Source organism: Specibacter sp. NPDC057265, from assembly GCF_042668835.1.
Lineage (GTDB): Bacteria > Actinomycetota > Actinomycetes > Actinomycetales > Micrococcaceae > Specibacter.
In genome coordinates this window covers 260,792-279,248 of the sequence record NZ_JBHUYE010000001.1, presented here as the reverse complement: position 1 = coordinate 279,248, position 18,457 = coordinate 260,792, and the positions used below count along the sequence as shown (strand labels likewise).

Here is an 18,457-nt window from a genome sequence, read left to right as displayed (position 1 = left end):
GCCATGTCTGTCATCACTTCGGAAAAGGCCTCAAACAGCTTCTCCAACGAGGAGACGGCAGTGGCGTCACGGCAGACCGAAAAAGTATCCGTAGTGCGCATGATGGGCCGCGGGCTGGCATACCTGGCATTGCTGATTGCAGGCCTCATAGCTTTGGTGATGATTATTGTTCCGATGGCCACCGGTGCGCAGACCTACACGGTGCTGACCAGTTCCATGGCACCCAAATACGCCCCCGGAACGTTCATGGTGGTCAAGCCCACCCCCTTTGCCGAACTTCAGGTGGGCGACATCATCACCTACCAAATTGAGTCTGGAAAGCCCGGCGTCATCACCCACCGCATTTCCTCCATCGGAGCCACCCAAAGCGGTGAGCGGATCCTGACCACCAAGGGCGACAACAACACCCTCGAAGACCCCAACCCCGTGCAGGCGGCACAGGTCAAAGGCAAACTGTTCTACGCGGTGCCGTTCGTTGGTTTTGTGGCCAACGCCGTGGGCCAGGACAGGGACCTGATCCTTCCCATCATTGCCATTGCCTTCTTCGGATTCGGCGCCTTGAGCATGGTCAGGGGCGCGCTGGAGAAGAAGCGCCCGCAGCAGTCAGCACGGCACAGCCTGTGACAACGAAGAGCCGCCGCGCCACGGGACACCGGGCGCCGCTGGCAGTTGCCGCAACAACTGGAACAATGGCCCTTGCGATGCTGCTGGCCCCACCGGCCCTTGCCGCCGATGGCCAAAAGATCGCGCTGGAGCTCAGCCATGACGGTGTGAACTACTCCCCGGGAACGGTCCAGGACATCTTCGCGAACACCGGCGGCTATGTGCCGGGCGAATCACGTACAGGGACCATCTGGGTGCGCAACGCCAGTGCCGATGCCGCACAGTTTTCCCTGGGAATCGTGAACCCGGACACGGCTTTCGGATCCGCATTGCCGGCCTATCTCAACCTCCACGTGTCCTCCGGCCGCGGCAGCGCAAACGCCAGCGCCTTCCCTGCCGCCGGCGCCTGCGAGCCTGTGCTCCAGGGCTGGACCATGGCCGGGGGTGAAGCCCTGCAATTGGAGCTGGACATGGGACTTGCACTTCAGGCCCCCAATGCCACAAGAAACCAGGCATCCACCTTTGGCCTGGTGTTTGTGTTGCAGGGGATCGGGGGAGGCACACACATTTCACCGTGCGCCGGCGCACCCACAACATTGCCCGGCACAGCCCTGCCCGCAGTTCCGGCCGACAATGTTGCGGTGGGCACAGTGCCCCTGCCCGGTGGAACCGCCCAGGCGGCAGGATCCTCAACCCAACTTTTGACCGGTGGCAGCGCCTTGGCCGGAGCCGATGCGGCATTCCTTCCCGTCAACGAGGACGGCGTGGATCCAGTGCCGCAGTCCCCAAGGTCTGCCTGGAGAAGCTGGCTCTGGAACACCACGGAACAAAGTAATGTTGTAGCCAATATCCGCAGCCCATGGCCGTGGATCGCATTTTTGAGTGCCGGCGCGTACATGGCGATGTCATTCAGGAGACGGAAAAGGAATTCATGAGTGACCAAGCGCCGCAGGAGCGCGGCCAGACCGGGAACCCGGCAACGGGACATGGCCGCGGCTTGCGCAAACTGCCGGGCTTCACCGTGGCTGCCGTTGCCTTTGTTGTGATTGTGATCCTGGGTGTTGGCGGCATAGCTGTGGCCAATTGGAGCCAAAGCGCCAAGGTGACCATTGGCATCACGGCCGGAGCGGCACCGACGACCGCTGCGCCGCCCCCCACCACGGCGCCGGTCCCGACCACTGTGCCGACCACCCCGGCTCCGACCACCGCCCCGCCGGTTGGGCAGGCCGGGAACATTGTGGTGAACCCGGTGATTGCAGCGCGTCCCTCGCTTATGAATCCGGGAAGCGTCACATGCAGCAGGGCCCCTAATGACAAGGACTATACAATTTCCTGGGCGGGGGACGCCTCGCGCTACATCGTGTCCTTGAGTGCCAGCAACACCAACTATCCCGCTCCGCAGTCAATACGGGTGACTGGAAAGACGGCCACTTTCACAATGGCCAAGACCCAAGCCGCATATGGCGCCTATGTCCTTCGGATTCAACCTATGCAAGGCACCGTTGCCGGTGATGCCATCTACAAAACAGTCAATCATCTTGAGTACTATTCGAACTGCGACTACGCGGATCCGCAGGGAAAATCTCCGCTGGGTAATATCTCGGTCAATGGAGAACCCTTGGGTGGAACAACGGCCGGAAATGTTCTAAAGCTCAGTTGGTCTTCCGCGGCCAAAGATGCCAGCTACAGGGTCAGCATCAAGGCAGAAAACTCCAGCTACGGTGCCGAATTCACCACTACTGCGCTAAACGGATCGTTTTCCTTTCCAGTGAAAGCCCGGGATGCATGGAATAACCCGATGCCGACGGCTCCCTACTATGGTGTGTATAAACTGCGGATACAGCCGATGGTGGGGGATCTGGTGGGCGATCCGGTGTACAAGTACGTCCGCTACTTCGGCTACGAATTCTCCATAAGTTAGTTCGCCGTAAGGCTCATGCCGACCACGCAGGCGGGAATCACAAAGCTCATGGTGGTTCCCGCACCTTTCTCACTCTTTACCGCGATCTTGCCGCCGTGGTTGTCAATGATGGTCTTGGAAATCATCAGCCCCAGCCCAATGCCGGGGATGCCACGGCCCCGGGCGGTGCCGGCGCGGTAAAATTTTTGGAACAGGCCGGCCTGCTCGGAGACACTCATGCCCAGGCCGGTGTCGCTCACCTGACAGCGCAGATCGGTGCCGTCGGCCCAGGCACGCACTGTCAGGGTCCCGCCGTCGGGCGAGTATTTCACGGCATTGGAGATCAAGTTGTCCAACACCTGACCGAGCCGGACGCCGTCAATCCTTGCCATGAGCTGGTCCTCACACTGCCAATCCACGATGACACCATTGGCCTCCGCGGCAGGTGCCACTGAAGCCAGGCTGTCCTGCAGCAGCTGGGAAATGTTGTGGGGGGCACGCTTTAAAGTCATGCTGGCGGAGGTGAGCAGATCGGAGACCAGCACACCCAGGCGGTCGGCGTTCCTGTCAGCAATGGTCAAATACCGCATCACTTCCTGCGGGTGCAGTCCCGGAGTCTCCAACGCCAAGGCAAGATAGGACTGGATGGCTGTCAAGGGGGTGCGGAACTCATGGGATACATTGGCCACAAAATCGTCTTTGGCGGCCAAGGCGCTGACCATGTCTGTGACGTCATGGAAGGCAATGACCGCGCCGCCGCGGCCGCCATCTGCCCGGCGTATGGTCCTGGCGGTGGTTGAGAGGACCTTTGCATCCGGCCCGGAACCGGCGCGGATGCGGTAGTCGGTGAAGGTTTCGCCCAGCAGCGCCCGGCGAACGGGGCGCCCGTCAGCGCTGAGGGGAAGCTGGTCGGGACCGAACAGCAACAACTCATTTTCCTGTGGATTCATGATGTTTGCCGGGCCGGCCACTTCATGTTGGGCCTCCTGGGCGGCATTGACCACCAGCTCGTTGCCCTCGGCATCCACCGCGACCACGCCGACGCCCACCGTGTCCAGGATGGTCTCCAGCAGCCCCTCCCGCTCCTGGCTTTGAGCCAAAGCGTCCTGCAGCAGGGCGTCCTTGGCTTCCATGGTGATGCGGTTGTGGTCCAGACTCCTGGTCAACACCACCACGGCGGTGCCGAAGCACAGCATCATGAAGGGAAACAGCAAGGTCCCCACCAGTGCCGACACCGACAGCTGGGAGGCATGGAGTTGGGGAGCGGAGACCATGAACAGGCTCACCAGGGTGCCACAGGCCACAGCCAATTTGGGTGCATATCCGGAGCCGCACACCCAAAAAATGGGGAAGAGCACCAGCGTGCCAGCAGCCGGGAACAGCGCGATCCCGCCTTCACGAAAGAGTGCCACGACCATAAAATCCAGGTATGGAATGCCCAGCCGCCAGGCGGGGTGGAACCTTCCCCAGGGAATGAGAAGACAGGCTGCGAACAGTGCCATATTCATCACCAAACTGGCAATCAACAACGGATCCGCCAGCAGCACCGGCTCAAGCACTGCAATCAGCAGCACAGCCGTTGTCACTGTCACAAACAGCGGAAGTTGAAACAACGTGACCTGGGTGCGCTGGGACCGCTGATAAAAGGTGCTGTCAGCAAATTGCTTGACTAAGATTTCGCTCAAAATGGCTTCCGTTGCTAAACATTTTTTTCAAAGCCAAGGTGTTCCCACCGTGGGCCACGGGTGCGGCGTGGTTTTCAGTAGTGGTCACCGTTGAGGGAAGGAAAATGCCGCCGTTTACGATCCTGCCACATTGTTATGGAAACCAAAAAAGCTGGCTCAACACGCGCCCGCTAAAGTTCGGAGGTGCTTCACTGCCGGTCCGCGCCGGGCGCCGAGGTGTCCAGCACCGCCTGGGGAAGGACAAACCGTACCGTGGTACCCACTCCGGCAGTGCTGTCCAAGGTGATGCGGCCACCGTGTTTTTCCACTATCCACTTGGTGATCAACAGCCCCAGCCCCAGCCCCGGGATGGGGCGGGTAAGGACCTGGTCGGCACGGAAAAAGCGGGTGAAGGCCTTTGCCTGCTCGGTGCTGCTCATGCCCAGGCCGCTGTCCTGCACCTCGCACAGCACATCGGCGCCCTCGGTCCACGCCCGCACCGTCACCGGGCCGCCGTCGGGGGAGTATTTAATGGCGTTGGACACCAGATTATCCAGCACTTGGCTGATGCGGCCGGCGTCGATGCGGGCCGGCAGGGGACCGGGCAGCTGCGTGTGCAAGGTAACGGCGTTGCGGGCCGCGGCGGGGGAGGCGGCCGCCACACTGTGGGCCACCAGCTGGGAAAAATCCGCGGGGGCCGGATGGACTTCCATGGTTTTGGTGTCCAGCAGGTCATTGACCAGCCCCAGCAGCCTCTCGGCATTGCGCTCAATGATGGCCAGCGACTTGTCCACGCCGGGGGGCAGCGCGTCCGCATCCTCCAGGATCAGGCTTGAATACCCCAGAATGGATGTCAGCGGGGTGCGGAATTCGTGGGAGACGTTGGCAATGAAATCGTCCTTGGCGGCCATGGCCGCGGTCATCTCGGTGATGTCGTGGAAGGCGATGACGGCGCCGTCGTAATTGCCTTCCTCATCCTTCATGGTGCGGGCCGTGGTGGAAAAGGCCCGGGCCTTGTTCCCGGAACCAATCCAGATGTTGGAGTTGTTGAAGGATTCACCCTTGACCGCCCGGCGCACGGGGCGGTCCTCACTGGCCATGGGGGTGGTCTTGTCCATGTGAAAAACCAGCAGTTCATGTTCGGCCGGATCCGCCACATCCTCCGGAATGCCGAGGGCATGCGTTGCCTGCTGGGTGGAATTCATCAAGCTGTCACCGCCCTGGGCATCGACCACCACCAGACCCACCGGCACGGTGTCCAAAATGGTGGACAGCAGCTTTTCCCGCTGGCGGCTGGCGCTGAGCGCGGAGCGCAACTGGGCATCCTTGGCCTCCACATCCAGACGCTGGTTGTCCATGCTGGAGGTCATGGTCACCACAGCAAAGGCAAAGGCCGTCACCATGAAGGGGAAGAGCACCGGCAGGGCCAGCTGCTCCACCGTTGCCGGCGCCGGGTCAAGGAACACCGGAGTCCAGGAAATCAGCAAGGTGCCCAGCCCGCTGGACACCACAGCCGTTTTCCGGGCCAGCCCGGACGCCGAGAGCCAGAACACGGGGAACAACACCATCAATCCGGCGCCCGTGGCGTAGCTCAGTGTTCCTTCACGGGTGAACCCAATGGCGACGAAGTCCAGGTACGGAATGACCAAAAAGCTCGGGTAGGGGATCCTGTCCCAGGGGATCACAAAGCACAGTGCGAGGATCCCGGCGTGCAGCCACAGGCTCAGGACAAAGCTTGGATTCGCGTAAGCCTGTGGATACAGGACCGCAGCATGTGCCATGACCAGCAGGACCGTCAGGCTCAAGGGCGTTTGGGTCAGGATGACCCGCACGCGCAGGGAACGCTGGTGAAAATGACGGCGAACCAAACTGGCTGTTGTGGACTGCGGCAAATTAATTCCAACCTTGGTGCGGTCAATCGGGAGGCACGGGGCCAATACCTAACGATAATGCCACACTGGCTGGCCCCCGACGGCTTCGCCGGGCTGCAGGTTACGGCCCTGGGCGTGCGTCCCGGAGCCTAGGGCCGGGGGCTTTGGGGCTCTTCGGCCAGGCGGGGCAGGGTGAGGGTGACAGTGGTGCCGTGGCCGTAATCGCTGGCCAGGGTGATGGTGCCTTGATGGGCTTTGACAATGCTCTTGGTGATGGCCAGGCCCAGTCCCGCCCCGGGGATGGCTGCCTTGAGCACTGCCCCGGAGCGGAAGAACTTGCTGAATGCGTTCTGGACCTCATCGGGTTTCATGCCAATGCCGGTGTCGGCGATCTCAATGATGATGTTTTCCACGGTGCACCGGGCGCTGACGGTGACCTGTCCGCCGTCGGGGGAGTACTTGATGGCGTTGGAGAGGAGGTTGTCAAAGACCTGGCCAATCCGCAGGGGATCCACAGCTGCGCTCATGACGGGCGGAAGCGTGGCCGTGATGGCGACGCCATTGAGTTCCGCCCGCAGCTTCGCGGAGGTGATGCGGGCCCGGATGAGTTCACCAAGTTCCGTGGGTTCCGGCGTCACCGGGCTGTTGGCGGTGGCGGTGGAGAGGAGGTCGCCGACCAGCTGCAGGAGGCGTTCGGAATTGCGCATGACCACTGTCAAGGAGGCGGTGACGTGCGCGGGCAGCTCCGGTTCATCCAGGATCAGCTCAAGGTAGCCAATGATGGAGGTCAGCGGAGTGCGCAGTTCATGGGAGACGTTGGCGACGAAGTCCGTTTGCGCGGACACCGCATTGGTCAGCCGGGTCACGTCGGTGAAGGCCAGCACCGAGCCGGCGAAGCCGCCGTCGGGGATGGGCCGGGCCGAAAAGCTCAGTGCCCGCCGATCCTCGGCCGTTCCCACCCAGAAGATCTGTTCCGAAAACGATTCGCCCTGCGCCGCACGCCACAGTGGAAGGTCCTTGCGGGGCACGGCGGTGGCGTGGTCGGGACCGTAAAGGAGCATGCCGGAGTCGGGCCCTTCGCCGTTTTCCCGGGCAGTGGCATGTTCCAGATCGTACTGGTAGCGGGTGTTCTTAATGACCCTGTTGCCCTGGGCATCCACCACGGCAATGCCCACGTCCACAGTGTCCAAAATGGCGTTGAGCAGAGCCTCGTTTGTCCGGCTCTGCTGCAGCGAGGCCCGCAGGTCCTGGTCCTTTTGGGCCAGCGCCTCCCGGTGGGCGGCGGTGAGGGCCTCGGCCCGGATCCTGGCAAGTTCGGCCTCTTCGGCCTTGCGCAGGGCAGCCTCCAGCTCGCTTTCGTAGCTGCGGCGCCGCGGGGCGCTGAACACCACAATCCTGTCCACTGCCTGCCGGCCCGGTGCGGCTGGGGAGCGGGTGGCCGAAAGCATGGCGGGGTGCCGTTGGCCGCCGCTGCCAATGATGTCCGCCACCAATTCACTAAGCGCCCCGGTGGTGGCCAGTTGCGGCAGGGCATGGGTGGCGTACATGATCCTGTCGCCCACGGGGAAGAGCTTGAGGAAGTTGCTGCCCTGCACCGCGTCCCGCTCCAGGCCCGACCAGCTCAGGAAGGTGTCATTGACCTCCAGGATGGTCCCTTCGATGCCGGTGATGACGTAGCCGGCCGGGGCCTGGTGAAACAGTGCTTCGAAGTCGGTGGGGAAACCGTCCTGCCCAAGTGGGGTGGTCATTGAATGGCGGCGCTGCGTTCCGGTTCCAGCGGCTGGGCCGGATTGGTGTTCAGGTAGTTCACAATGGCGTCGGCGCTTTCATCCGGTGAGCTCACATGCGGGCAGTGGCCGGTGGCGGTGAGCTGGACCAGGGTGCTGTGGCTCAGGTTCTCCTGCAGGTACCGCCCAATGTGCACGGGAGCCAGCAGGTCGTCGGTGCATTGCAGGATCAGGGTGGGGACGGCGACGTCCTTGAGCAGGTGGCGGACATCGGAAAGGAAGGCGATGCGGGAGAATTCCCGCGCCACCATGGGGTTCACGCGGTGGAAGCTGGCTTCAAGGGCGGCGGCGTTTTCGGGGTGGTCGGGTGTGCCCATGATGGCCGGGGCCATGGTGGAGGCCCACACCAGGTAATTGGCGTCGAGGGAGGCCAGCAGCCCGTCCAGGTCCTCGGCGGTGAATCCGCCAATGTAGCCGTCTTCGGGGTAGTCCATGTAGCTGGGTGAGGACGCCAGCAGCACCAGCCGGCCCAACCGCCCGGGATCACTGGCGGCGGCGGCGATGGCCATCATGCCGCTGACGCTGTGGGCCACCAGGGTGACATCATGCAGATCCAAGGCCGTGCAGATCTCCAGCACATCTCCTGCGTACCCGTCCAAGGTGGCGTATTTGACTGAATCGTAGGCGTCAGGGTCCGACCCGCCAGCGCCCACGTGATCAAAGAGGACCACCCGGTGGTTCTGTGTGAACCGCGGCAGCATCTTCTCCCAGACTTCACGGTCCCCGCCGAATCCGTGGGCGAACATCACCACCGGTGCGTCATCCTGGCCCAGGATGCGGATGTTGTTGCGGGTGAAGACGTCAGTCATGATAATCCACCTGTCGGATTGGAGTGTGGATGTGCTCTTTTGCGCTCCACGTGGTGGGCGTGCAGACAACATCCGAAAGGTACGAAAGAACGCCCCCAGCTTACCGGCCAAAAACTGCGCGAATTCCCGGGCGAAACATTGCGTGGCCGGTGACTGTCCAAAAGGTGGTGGCCGGGCAGCGGGGAGTGGCTGCCGGCAGTGGAGCCAGGCGGTTCCCGGTCTGTGCCTGTGCTGGTAGCCGTGGCCAACGCACGGGCACGGGGGCACGGACTTCCCGGGTTTTCCCACCGGCAACCCTTATACTTCAAAAGGCACCGGCAGGGGAGTTTTAAGGCCGTTGTGCTGCGGGTCTCGGAAAATACATTGAATTGGGGAAACTGGAGTGGCGGAAATGGAACAGTCGCGCGTAGCCGTGGTGATCGAGGACGATCAGGACATTCGGGAATTGATTGTCATGGTCTTGGGGCAGTCGGGCTTCGAGGTCCATGCCGTGTCCAACGGAGCCGACGGGGTCGAGGCTGTCCGCCGCCACCAGCCGGTCATCATCACACTGGACCTGGGCCTGCCGGACATTGACGGCTTTGAGGTGGCCCGGCGCATCCGGCTCTTCAGTGACAGCTACATCATCATGCTCACCGCCCGCGCCGAGGAGCTGGACACGCTCCTGGGCCTGGAATCCGGCGCCGACGACTACCTGACCAAACCCTTCCGCCCGCGCGAGCTGCGGGCGCGGGTCAGTGCCATGCTGCGCCGCCCGCACATTGTCGGCGCCCCCGCCGCCCAGGAAGCCCCTGCGGCGCAGCCGGCTCCGGCCAGCGCACCCGCCCCGGACGCTGGGCCGGAAGCTCCGGTGTCACCAGCCGGGGACACCCTGGTGCACAATGGACTGGCACTGAACCGGCAGGCGCGCACCGTTTCCCTGGAATCCGGGGAACTGGAATTGACCCGCACCGAATTTGATCTGCTCCAGGCCCTGCTGCAAAGCGGAAACATGGTCCGCACCAAAGCGGACCTGGTCCGCCGGCTGCGGGGGGATGAATATGACACCGGTGGCTACATCAGCGACTCCGACGAGCGCACCATTGAGGTGCACATGGCCAACCTGCGCCGCAAGCTTGGCGATGATCCGCGCAATCCGCGCTGGATCAAGACGGTCCGCGGCGTGGGCTACCGGCTGGCCGCGTAGTTCCCCGCCTGTCTGGGCAGCTTAGTCTGGTGCGGGCAGGCGCAGTTCCGCGGTGGTTCCCACACCTTCGGTGCTGTGCAGCCGCAGTGAACCGCCATGGCGTTCGGCAATGGATTTGGCGACGCTTAGACCCAGGCCGGCTCCGGGGATCGCCGATTCCCGGGCGCTTTGACTGCGGTAAAACGGGTCAAAGACCAGCGCCGCATCCTCGGCCGTGATGCCGCGGCCCTGGTCCCGGACCTCAACCACCAGCTGCTTGGCAGCGGCATCAATCCAAGCCCCCACAACCACGGTGGTGCCTGCGGGACTGTACTTGATGGCATTGGAGAGCAGATTGTCCAGCAGCTGGCCAATGCGTTCAGGATCCACCAGCGCCGGGACCGCAGCGGGGGTGTGTTGTTCCAAGGTGATCTGCGCGGCCTGGGCCACCGGCTGGAGGGAAACCATGGCCGAATGGATGGCCTCCGCCAAATCCAGCCGCACCGGTGTCATGCTCATATCCGAGGAGGCCGCCGTCAGCAGGTCCTCCACAATGACGCGCAGGCGGTGGGCCCCGCGTTCTATCACTGCCAGCTCGGGCGCCGGCGGGCCGCCGTCGTCCTCCAGGCGTTCACGCAAAAGATCCGTATAGCCCAGGATCGCCGTCAGCGGGGTCCGCAGCTCATGGGAAACGGCCGCCACAAACGCCGACTGCGCGGCAGCGGCCTTCATCAGCGGTGTCACGTCGGAAAAGGCCAGCACGCACCCCACCACTTCGCCGGAATCGTCATGCACCGGCCCGGATGTGGCGTAGCGGGCCACCCTGGCGCCCGCCCGCCGGTCCCAAAACAAGTAGTTGCGCACATATTCACCACGCACCGCACGCACCAGCGGGCGCCTGTCAAAGGGGATGGCGGTTTTGCCGTCCGGCTCAAAAATGGGGGTTTGGGCCATGGCTGCCGCCGCGGCCGCCGAGGAGCCGGATCCGCCCAGGGCGGTGGCGGCGGCGCGGGCGCGGGCGGCCAGTTCGTCGTCGTTGCTGACAATGATCCGCCCCCCGGTGTCCAGGGCCACCACCCCCACATCAACGGCCTGCAGGATGGAGTGCAGCAGCTCGCGCTGCTGCCGGTTCTCCTGCGCCGAGGCCTCCAGGCGCAGGGTAATGGTGCTCACCGTCAGCCCCACCGCCGCAATGGTGACGGGGAGCATGATCAGCTTGGTCCAGACCTGCGGGGTGAGCGTCATCTCGGTGAAAAAAATGGGCGCCATGATGATCAGCGCCATGCCGGCGGTGGCCACCCAGGCACCGCGTTCCTTGTCCACGGTGGCCAGCCAAATGGCGGGAAAGACCACCAGCAGCCCAAAAACGTCAACCCGCCCGGCTTCACCGGCGCGGGCGGCGCCCACGGCCAGAATGTCAATGATGGGCAGCAGCAGCATGGCCTTGGGAGGCAGCCTGCTCCAGGGCACAAAGGCTGACAACACCAGCGACAGCAGCAGCAGCGCGAGGCCGCCAAGGTAGAAGGGGTCCACCAGCGCGGCCGGGTAGAAGGCGGCCATCAGCACGGTGACAATGGCCATCACCACCACCAGCGGAAGCTGGCGCACGAACAGGTGGTGGCGGCCCTCGGCCCCCACCAGCCCGCCCATCAAGGAGCGGCGCCAAGTTGCTGGCCTTGTGGTGCTGGGAAGCGGTTTATCCATGGGCCATGACCTTAGCTGGTGGGGTGGACGGGCTAGGCGGGGTGCGCAGTCAACCATTCCTGGGCGAGTGTGGCCTGCAGGTTCAACGCCCGGCCAATGACCGGCTCGGCGGCGGAGGCAATCTTGGCGCCCAAAAACGGTACACCGGAGGTGACCTGGCCGCTGAGTTCCACCACAGTGGTGGAACCGTCGGCGCGCAGCTTCTGCTCGGCCTTGACGTCCACCGGGGCGCCTGCCACGGCAAGCTTGATGGTGTTGGTGCGGGAACCGTCTGCCGCCGGTGCGCTCCAGGACTCGTTTTGGGTGACCGTCAGCGTGGCGCCCAGGACCTTTTTGGCAATGTCAGGCATCCGGGTGGTGGGCAGCGTGCGCACCGTGGTGGTGGTGAAGGCGCCGGTGGTGGGGCCGCTGATGGTGAACGACTTCAGTTCGCCGCCCACGGTTTCGCTGACATGTTTAATGAAGCCTTCGTTGGCAAAGACATCGGTGACACTTTGGGCCGGGGCTTGAAGTGTGGTTGCGGCGGAAAGCGCCATGGTGGTTCCTCCAATGGTGGGGCCTGCTTGGCCAGACTCTAGGATAGCAAGGCGCGCAACGAGTAAGCTGGATAGGGTCCCGGACCGCCCATGCGATTTTCGCGGGTTTTGTTGTCCCCAGCACGCCACGCCACAAGATCCCCCTCGCCGGGATCGAAGGAGAAACACGCCCATGAGCCTTGCAGGGTTGCGGATTGCACTCGCCCAGGATCCGTCATTTGCCAGGGTGCGCAGCTTCGCCTCCGCCAACCCGGCAACGCGCAGCACGGGCATGGCCTTCAGCACCCCCGCTGGTCTGCGTCCGGTGCTGCTGGCCGAAATGGTGGACGGGCTTGCCGCCCGGCCGCACGCCACCGCAGCCGCCCCGGCAGTGGTGCTGGCCGTGACCGCCACGGGCCGTGAAGCCGAGGACACGGTGGCTGCCCTGCGGTCCTACCTGCCCGAAGGCGCCGTGGCCGAGTTCCCCAGCTGGGAGACCCTCCCGCACGAGCGCCTGTCCCCGCGCTCGGACACCGTGGGGCGCCGCCTGGCGGTGCTGCGCCGGCTGGCCCATCCCGAGCACGACGGCCGCGAACCCCTGCGCGTGGTGGTGGCACCCATCCGCGCAGTGGTCCAGCCGCTGGTGGCCGGCCTGGGCGAACTGGTCCCGGTACGGGTCAAGACGGGGCAGGACATTGCCTTTGCCGAGCTCATCAAGCGCCTCGCCGACGCAGCCTACGCCCGCGTGGACATGGTCACGCACCGCGGGGAATTTGCCGTCCGCGGCGGGATCCTGGATGTTTTCCCGCCCACCGAGAACCACCCGGTGCGCATTGAATTCTTTGGCGACGAAGTGGAATCCATGCGCTGGTTCAGCATTGCCGACCAGCGCACCCTGAGCTCGGTGACCGGCAGCGTCACTCACCCCACGGAGCTGTACGCCCCGCCGTGCCGGGAAATCCTCATCACCCCCACCGTGATGGGGCGGGCCGCCAAGCTCAAGGACCTGATGCCGGCAGCTGCCGGCATGCTGGAGAAAATTGCCGGCGGCATTGCCGTGGAGGGCATGGAATCCCTGGCCCCGGCCCTGGTGGACGGCATGGTGCCGCTGGCATCGCTGCTCCCCGGTGGGTCCATTGCCGTGGTGCTGGATCCGGAAAAGGTCAGCGCCAGGGCCCATGACCTGGAATCCACCAATGAGGAGTTCCTGGAGGCCGCCTGGTCCACCGCCTCCGACGGGGGCACCGCCCCGCTGGATCTGTCCACCGCGGCCGGTGCCGCCGTGGACCTTTCCTCCGCCGGCTTCAAGTCCCTGGGTGAGACCCGGGAGGCCGCGCTGGAGCACGGCGTGGCATGGTGGACCATGAGTTCGCTGGCCCAGGACGAGGAGCTGGAAGTCTCCACCGACGTGCTCAACCTGCAGGCGCGGGAACCGCGCGGCTACCGCGGGGACGTGGCGGAAATGCTCGAGTTCATTGGCTCCCGGGTCAAGGACCAGTGGCGGGTGGTGGTGGCCACCGCCGGCCCCGGCCCGGCCCAGCGCCTGGCGGAGCTGTTCCACGAGGCCAACATTCCCACCTCGCGGGTGGACACCCTGGACCACGAACCGCAGCCGGGCATCATTGAGGTCACCACCGCAGACACCGGCCGCGGCTTTGTCTTTGACTCCCTGAAGCTGGGCCTGCTCACGGAGGCGGACCTGCTGGGGCGGGCCTCTGCCGTGTCCACGCGGGACATGCGCAAAATGCCCTCCAAGCGCCGCAACGCCGTGGATCCGCTGCAGTTGCAGGCCGGGGACTACGTGGTCCATGAACAGCACGGTGTGGGCAAATTTGTGGAGCTCATCCAGCGCAAGGTGGCCGGGGCGTCGTCGAGCACCAGGGCGGGGGAAGCCGGGCTGCGCGAATATTTGGTGCTGGAGTATGCCCCGTCCAAGCGGGGCGCGCCGGGGGACAGGCTCTTTGTGCCCACCGACCAGCTGGACCAGGTGACGGCCTATGTGGGCGGGGACGCGCCGGCGCTGTCGAAGATGGGCGGCTCCGACTGGGCCGCCACCAAGTCCAAGGCCCGCAAGGCGGTGAAGGAAATAGCCGGGGAACTCATCCGGCTGTATTCGGCGCGCATGGCCAGCCGCGGGCACGCCTTTGGCCCCGACACGCCCTGGCAGGCCGAGCTGGAGGAGGCGTTCCCCTATGTGGAGACCCCTGACCAGTTGGTGGCCATCAACGAGGTCAAGGCTGACATGGAAAAGGAAGTCCCCATGGACCGGCTGATTTCCGGTGACGTGGGCTACGGCAAAACCGAAATTGCCGTGCGCGCCGCATTCAAGGCGGTCCAGGACGGCAAGCAGGTGGCGGTGCTGGTGCCCACCACCCTGCTGGCCCAGCAGCACTACGAGACCTTCAATGAACGCTTCTCCGGCTTCCCCATCCGGGTGGCGCCGCTGTCACGCTTTCAAAGCGCCAAGGAATCCAAGGAAATCGTGGAGGGCGTGCGCACCGGGTCCGTGGACGTGGTCATTGGCACCCACCGCCTGTTGTCCAAGGACTTTGCCTTCAAGGATCTGGGCCTGGTGATCGTGGATGAGGAGCAGCGCTTCGGGGTGGAGCACAAGGAAGCGCTGAAAAAGATGCGCACCAATGTGGACGTGCTGGCCATGAGCGCCACCCCCATTCCCCGCACCCTGGAAATGTCCATGACCGGCATCCGCGAAACCTCCACCCTGGCCACCCCGCCGGAGGAGCGCCACCCGGTGCTGACCTATGTTGGCGCCCACAGCGACAAGCAGGTGGGTGCTGCTATCCGCCGCGAACTCATGCGCGAAGGCCAGGTCTTCTATGTCCACAACCGGGTCAAATCCATTGACCGCACGGCAGCCCACATCCAACAGCTGGTCCCGGACGCACGCGTGGCAGTGGCCCACGGGCAAATGTCCGAGGCACGCCTGGAGCAGATCATTGTGGACTTCTGGGAGAAGCGCTTTGACGTGCTGGTGTGCACCACCATCATTGAAACCGGCCTGGACATCTCCAACGCCAACACCCTGATTGTGGAACAGGCCAACAACTATGGCCTGTCCCAGCTGCACCAGCTGCGCGGCCGGGTGGGCCGCGGCCGCGAACGCGCGTACGCCTACTTCCTGTACCCGGCGGACAAGCCGCTGGGCGAGGTGGCGCTGGAGCGGCTCAAGGCCGTGGCCGCGCACAATGAACTCGGTGCCGGCATGGCCCTGGCCATGAAGGACCTGGAAATCCGCGGCGCCGGCAACCTGCTGGGCGGCGAGCAGTCGGGCCACATCCAGGGCGTGGGCTTTGATTTGTACATCCGCCTGGTGGGCGAGGCCGTGGCCGACTTCCGCGGCGAAGGCGAGGAGCGGGCGGCGGAAATGAAAATTGAGCTGCCCGTCAATGCGCACCTGCCGCACGACTACGTGCCGGGGGAGCGGTTGCGCCTGGAGGCGTACCGGAAGCTGGCGGCCGCCGACACCATGGAGGCCATTGCAGAGGTGCAGGCCGAGCTCATTGACAGGTACGGTGAGCTTCCGCCGGCAGCTGTGAACCTCATTGCCGTGGCGCACTTCAAGGTGCTGGCCCGCGCCGCCGGACTCTCCGACGTGGCGCTGCAGGGCAACTTCATCAAGTTCGCCCCGGCCGAGCTGCCCGAATCCAAGGAGATGCGCCTGACGCGCATGTATCCCGGGTCTTTGGTGAAACCGGCGCTGAACGCGGTGCTCATCCCCAAGCCCAAAACCGCGCGCATTGGCGGCCGCGATTTGGCCGATGCCGAGGTGCTGGCCTGGGCGCAGGGCGTGCTGGAAGCCATCTTTGAAGTGGCGCCGGTGGCCAGCTGACGCTGTGGCTTGCTGTGCCTGTTGTGTGTTGTGTGTTGTGTGAACCTTATGCGCTGGACCCGGCCTGGGTTCGGCGCATGGCGGGTGCATGCGCTGGACCCGGTCCCAGTTCGGCGCATGGACCACCGGGGGCATTAAAAAACTGACCCGCACGGCCCAGGCGGGCCAGATGCGGGTCAGTGGAAGGGAACTGCCTACTCTCCGGCGGTGTCCGAACGGCCAATGAAGGTCATGGGCACAAAGAACGCCAGGGAGCACAGGATCAGGCCTGCGGCACCGGGAATGTAGGCGTGCGCGGCGCTTTCGAGGCTCCAGAAGGAGAAGGCAAAAATTCCTGCCAAAAACAGGATCATGAAGATGGCGAACAACACTGCTGATTGCACAACACTGTTCTCGCGGCGGTAACTGCTATTGGACATGGTTCCTCCTACCCCGAAAAGTGGGGAGCAAAGTGGCTGCGCCAGCGGCGCGGTGATCTACCCACGATCTTAGTATGAATCAGTAGCCGCTGCCGCCTGCGCCGCCACTGACAATGGCAATGCCGGAGCTGGTGCCAATCCTGGTGGCGCCGGCGGCAATCATTTCCAGCGCCTTGTCCTTGGTGCGCACCCCGCCGGAGGCCTTCACGCCCAGCTCAGGGCCCACGCTCTGGCGCATGAGGGCCACGTCCTGGGCGGTGGCGCCGCCGCCATTGAAGCCCGTGGAGGTTTTGACGTAGTCGGCCCCGGCCTCCACAGCCGCCTGGCAGGCCAGCACCTTTTCATCATCACTGAGCAGCGAGGTCTCAATGATGACCTTCAACAGGGCCTCTTCGGCATGCACCACCTCGGCCACGGCGGAAATGTCGGAGACCAGGGCGTCCTTGTCCAGGGCGCGGGCGGCGGCAATGTTAATGACCATGTCCACTTCCTCGGCACCGTCCATGGTGGCGCCGCGGGCCTCAAAGACCTTCACGTCGGTGTTGTGCGTGCCCAGGGGGAAACCCACCACCGTGCACGTCAAGACGCCCGTTCCCAACAGTGCCTTCTTGGCGGTCTCCACCCACACCGGGTTGACGCAGACGGATTTGAAATGGTGCTCGGCGGCTTCGGCGCACAGGCGCAAAATGTCGGCGCGGCTGGCATCGGGGGCCAGCAGCGTGTGGTCAATGTAGCGGGCCAAACTTTCGGCGGCGGTGTCGGCGTTGTTTGGCTCGGAGAGGGGGCTGGTCATGGTGAACCTTCCTGCAGGCGGCTGATACAACTATGGTGTCATATCCGCCGGCCCGCGCAGCCGGTAGCCGCGCTTGAGCACGGTTTCCACAATGGCGGGATCCGGCAGTGCGGCGCGCAGCCGGCTGATGCTCATGTGCAGCGCATGATCGGCCACCCCCAGGGCAGCGGACAGCTCCCGGTGGGAGAGGACCGCGCCATTGCCCGCCATCAGCGCCCTCACCAGCTGCAGGGGGGCCGGGGCCAGCGGCACCGGAACCCCATTGACGTTCAGTGACTGCCCGCGCAGTTCCAGCACCGCCCCGGCGCTTTGGGCCCGCAGCACCGGAGCGCCCTCCAGGTGCTCGCACACCAGACGGATCAAGGCCCCCATGCGGAAGCGTTCCGGAACCAGGGGTGTGATGCCCGCCTGGAGCAGCGGGGCCGCAGTGACAGGTCCCACCACGGCAGTGACCACGGCGCCGGGGGTGCTTTCGGAGGCGGGGAGGCGTTCATCCTGGACCCCGCGCAGGGCGTTGCGGAACTCCCGGCCGCGGCCCAAGGCCTCGGCGGTGCTCAGCACGGCGTCGACGGCCGGTGCGCTGGTGAAGGTGAGGACATCGAGCTGACGGTTAATGACCGCGTCAATGAGCTGCGGCAGTTTCTCGCCGTCCTCGGCATTGACCCAGCGGTACGGGGTCACTGTCAGCACCCGTGCGCCGGCCGCGCGCAGGCGCTCCAGTGCGGCCTCGTCCGTGTAGCCGTGGACCTGCACGGCCACTGTCTTGCCGTCCACCCCGGCAGCAATGACCAGATCCGTCAACGTGGCGGTGGTTTCATCGGAGCTGATGCCCTCGTCATCCAGGCCCGTGGCCCGGACCGCGCCCCGGGCCTTGGGGCCGCGGACGTAGATGGCGGCCCGGGCCAGCGCGGCCAGAAGTTCCTCACCCTGCCCGGCGGCGTCGGCGGCCTCACACCAGCGCCGCATGCCATAGGCGGTGGTGACCATGACCAAATCCGGGGCGGCGGCAATCACGGCCGCGGTCTCGGCACGCAATATGTCATCATCTGCAACCGGGGCAATCTTCAAGGCCGGGGCATGCAGGACCTGCGCGCCCCGGCGCTCCAGCGCCTCGATCAGGTCCGCGGCACGGCGGTGGGCTGTGACTCCAATGCGGAAACCCAGCAGGGGCTGGGCCGGGCGGGTCTGCGGTGAATCGTTCATGGGGTCCTTACAGCTGGGAGGAGACTGTGGCACGCATTGCGGCCCATGCTTTACGACACTGCCAAAGCGGGACCCGCACTGCCTAATGTTGCGCGCCCCCGGCACGGTTTTGGAAGCGCCGCAGGGAACCGCGGTACAGTAAACGCACTGTCAACGGCCGGCCGGTCTGCGTGC

14 protein-coding genes are annotated in these 18,457 nt (G+C 64.6%); 5 read left to right on the top strand and 9 right to left on the bottom strand.

Annotated elements, in window-relative coordinates; all coding sequences use genetic code 11:
- Nucleotides 1-3: 3 nt before the first annotated feature.
- The 3 genes from ACFUCV_RS01170 to ACFUCV_RS01160 are packed head-to-tail and all read left to right on the top strand — an operon-like array spanning nt 4 to nt 2,524.
- Complete coding sequence (locus ACFUCV_RS01170; protein WP_380811117.1) at nt 4-624, top strand: signal peptidase I; 621 nt, start codon at nt 4-6, stop codon at nt 622-624.
- The gene (locus ACFUCV_RS01165; RefSeq protein WP_380811114.1) at nt 621-1,538 is read left to right on the top strand and encodes a hypothetical protein; all 918 of its coding nucleotides are present in this window, start codon (nt 621-623) and stop codon (nt 1,536-1,538) included. The genes ACFUCV_RS01170 and ACFUCV_RS01165 overlap by 4 nt, the downstream gene beginning before the upstream one ends.
- The gene (locus ACFUCV_RS01160) at nt 1,463-2,524 is read left to right on the top strand and encodes a hypothetical protein (RefSeq protein WP_380811112.1); all 1,062 of its coding nucleotides are present in this window, start codon (nt 1,463-1,465) and stop codon (nt 2,522-2,524) included. The genes ACFUCV_RS01165 and ACFUCV_RS01160 overlap by 76 nt, the downstream gene beginning before the upstream one ends.
- Here ACFUCV_RS01160 and ACFUCV_RS01155 read toward each other — a convergent pair.
- The 4 genes from ACFUCV_RS01155 to ACFUCV_RS01140 form a co-directional block, all read right to left on the bottom strand.
- Nucleotides 2,521-4,188 carry a sensor histidine kinase gene (locus ACFUCV_RS01155; RefSeq protein ID WP_380811110.1) on the bottom strand — a complete coding sequence of 556 codons (1,668 nt, stop codon included), beginning with the start codon at nt 4,186-4,188 and terminating at the stop codon, nt 2,521-2,523. The genes ACFUCV_RS01160 and ACFUCV_RS01155 overlap by 4 nt on opposite strands.
- A 188-nt stretch (nt 4,189-4,376) precedes the next feature.
- Nucleotides 4,377-6,059: an ATP-binding protein gene (locus tag ACFUCV_RS01150; protein WP_380811108.1), complete on the bottom strand. Its 1,683-nt coding sequence runs from the start codon at nt 6,057-6,059 to the stop codon at nt 4,377-4,379.
- Nucleotides 6,060-6,187: 128 nt separating this feature from the next.
- The gene (locus ACFUCV_RS01145) at nt 6,188-7,786 is read right to left on the bottom strand and encodes an ATP-binding protein (RefSeq protein ID WP_380811106.1); all 1,599 of its coding nucleotides are present in this window, start codon (nt 7,784-7,786) and stop codon (nt 6,188-6,190) included.
- Nucleotides 7,783-8,634, bottom strand: coding sequence for an alpha/beta fold hydrolase (locus ACFUCV_RS01140; RefSeq protein ID WP_380811104.1), 852 nt, complete (start codon nt 8,632-8,634; stop codon nt 7,783-7,785). Before ACFUCV_RS01140 ends, ACFUCV_RS01145 begins: the two co-directional genes overlap by 4 nt.
- Before the next feature lie 391 nt (nt 8,635-9,025).
- Between ACFUCV_RS01140 and ACFUCV_RS01135 the strand changes: the two genes are divergently transcribed.
- A complete protein-coding gene (locus ACFUCV_RS01135; protein ID WP_380811102.1) occupies nt 9,026-9,820 on the top strand; it encodes a response regulator transcription factor in 795 nt (264 codons plus the stop codon).
- A gap of 21 nt (nt 9,821-9,841) precedes the next feature.
- On the opposite strand, the gene ACFUCV_RS01130 is transcribed toward ACFUCV_RS01135, so the two are convergent.
- Nucleotides 9,842-11,503, bottom strand: a complete 1,662-nt coding sequence (locus ACFUCV_RS01130; protein ID WP_380811100.1) for an ATP-binding protein — start codon at nt 11,501-11,503, stop codon at nt 9,842-9,844.
- A gap of 32 nt (nt 11,504-11,535) precedes the next feature.
- Complete coding sequence (locus tag ACFUCV_RS01125; RefSeq protein WP_380811098.1) at nt 11,536-12,039, bottom strand: DUF2505 domain-containing protein; 504 nt, start codon at nt 12,037-12,039, stop codon at nt 11,536-11,538.
- Nucleotides 12,040-12,211: 172 nt separating this feature from the next.
- Here ACFUCV_RS01125 and mfd point away from each other — a divergent pair, with 172 nt between their 5' ends.
- Complete coding sequence (mfd, locus tag ACFUCV_RS01120) at nt 12,212-15,868, top strand: transcription-repair coupling factor (RefSeq protein ID WP_380811096.1); 3,657 nt, start codon at nt 12,212-12,214, stop codon at nt 15,866-15,868.
- A gap of 194 nt (nt 15,869-16,062) precedes the next feature.
- Here the strand turns inward: mfd and ACFUCV_RS01115 are convergent, their stop codons facing one another.
- From ACFUCV_RS01115 to ACFUCV_RS01105, 3 genes are all read right to left on the bottom strand, one after another.
- Complete coding sequence (locus ACFUCV_RS01115) at nt 16,063-16,287, bottom strand: hypothetical protein (RefSeq protein ID WP_380811094.1); 225 nt, start codon at nt 16,285-16,287, stop codon at nt 16,063-16,065.
- Nucleotides 16,288-16,366: 79 nt separating this feature from the next.
- On the bottom strand, nt 16,367-17,080 hold the full coding sequence (gene deoC, locus ACFUCV_RS01110) for a deoxyribose-phosphate aldolase (RefSeq protein ID WP_380811092.1): 714 nt from the start codon (nt 17,078-17,080) through the stop codon (nt 16,367-16,369).
- Nucleotides 17,081-17,110: 30 nt separating this feature from the next.
- Nucleotides 17,111-18,283 carry a uroporphyrinogen-III synthase gene (locus ACFUCV_RS01105; protein WP_380811090.1) on the bottom strand — a complete coding sequence of 391 codons (1,173 nt, stop codon included), beginning with the start codon at nt 18,281-18,283 and terminating at the stop codon, nt 17,111-17,113.
- Nucleotides 18,284-18,457 lie beyond the last annotated feature (174 nt).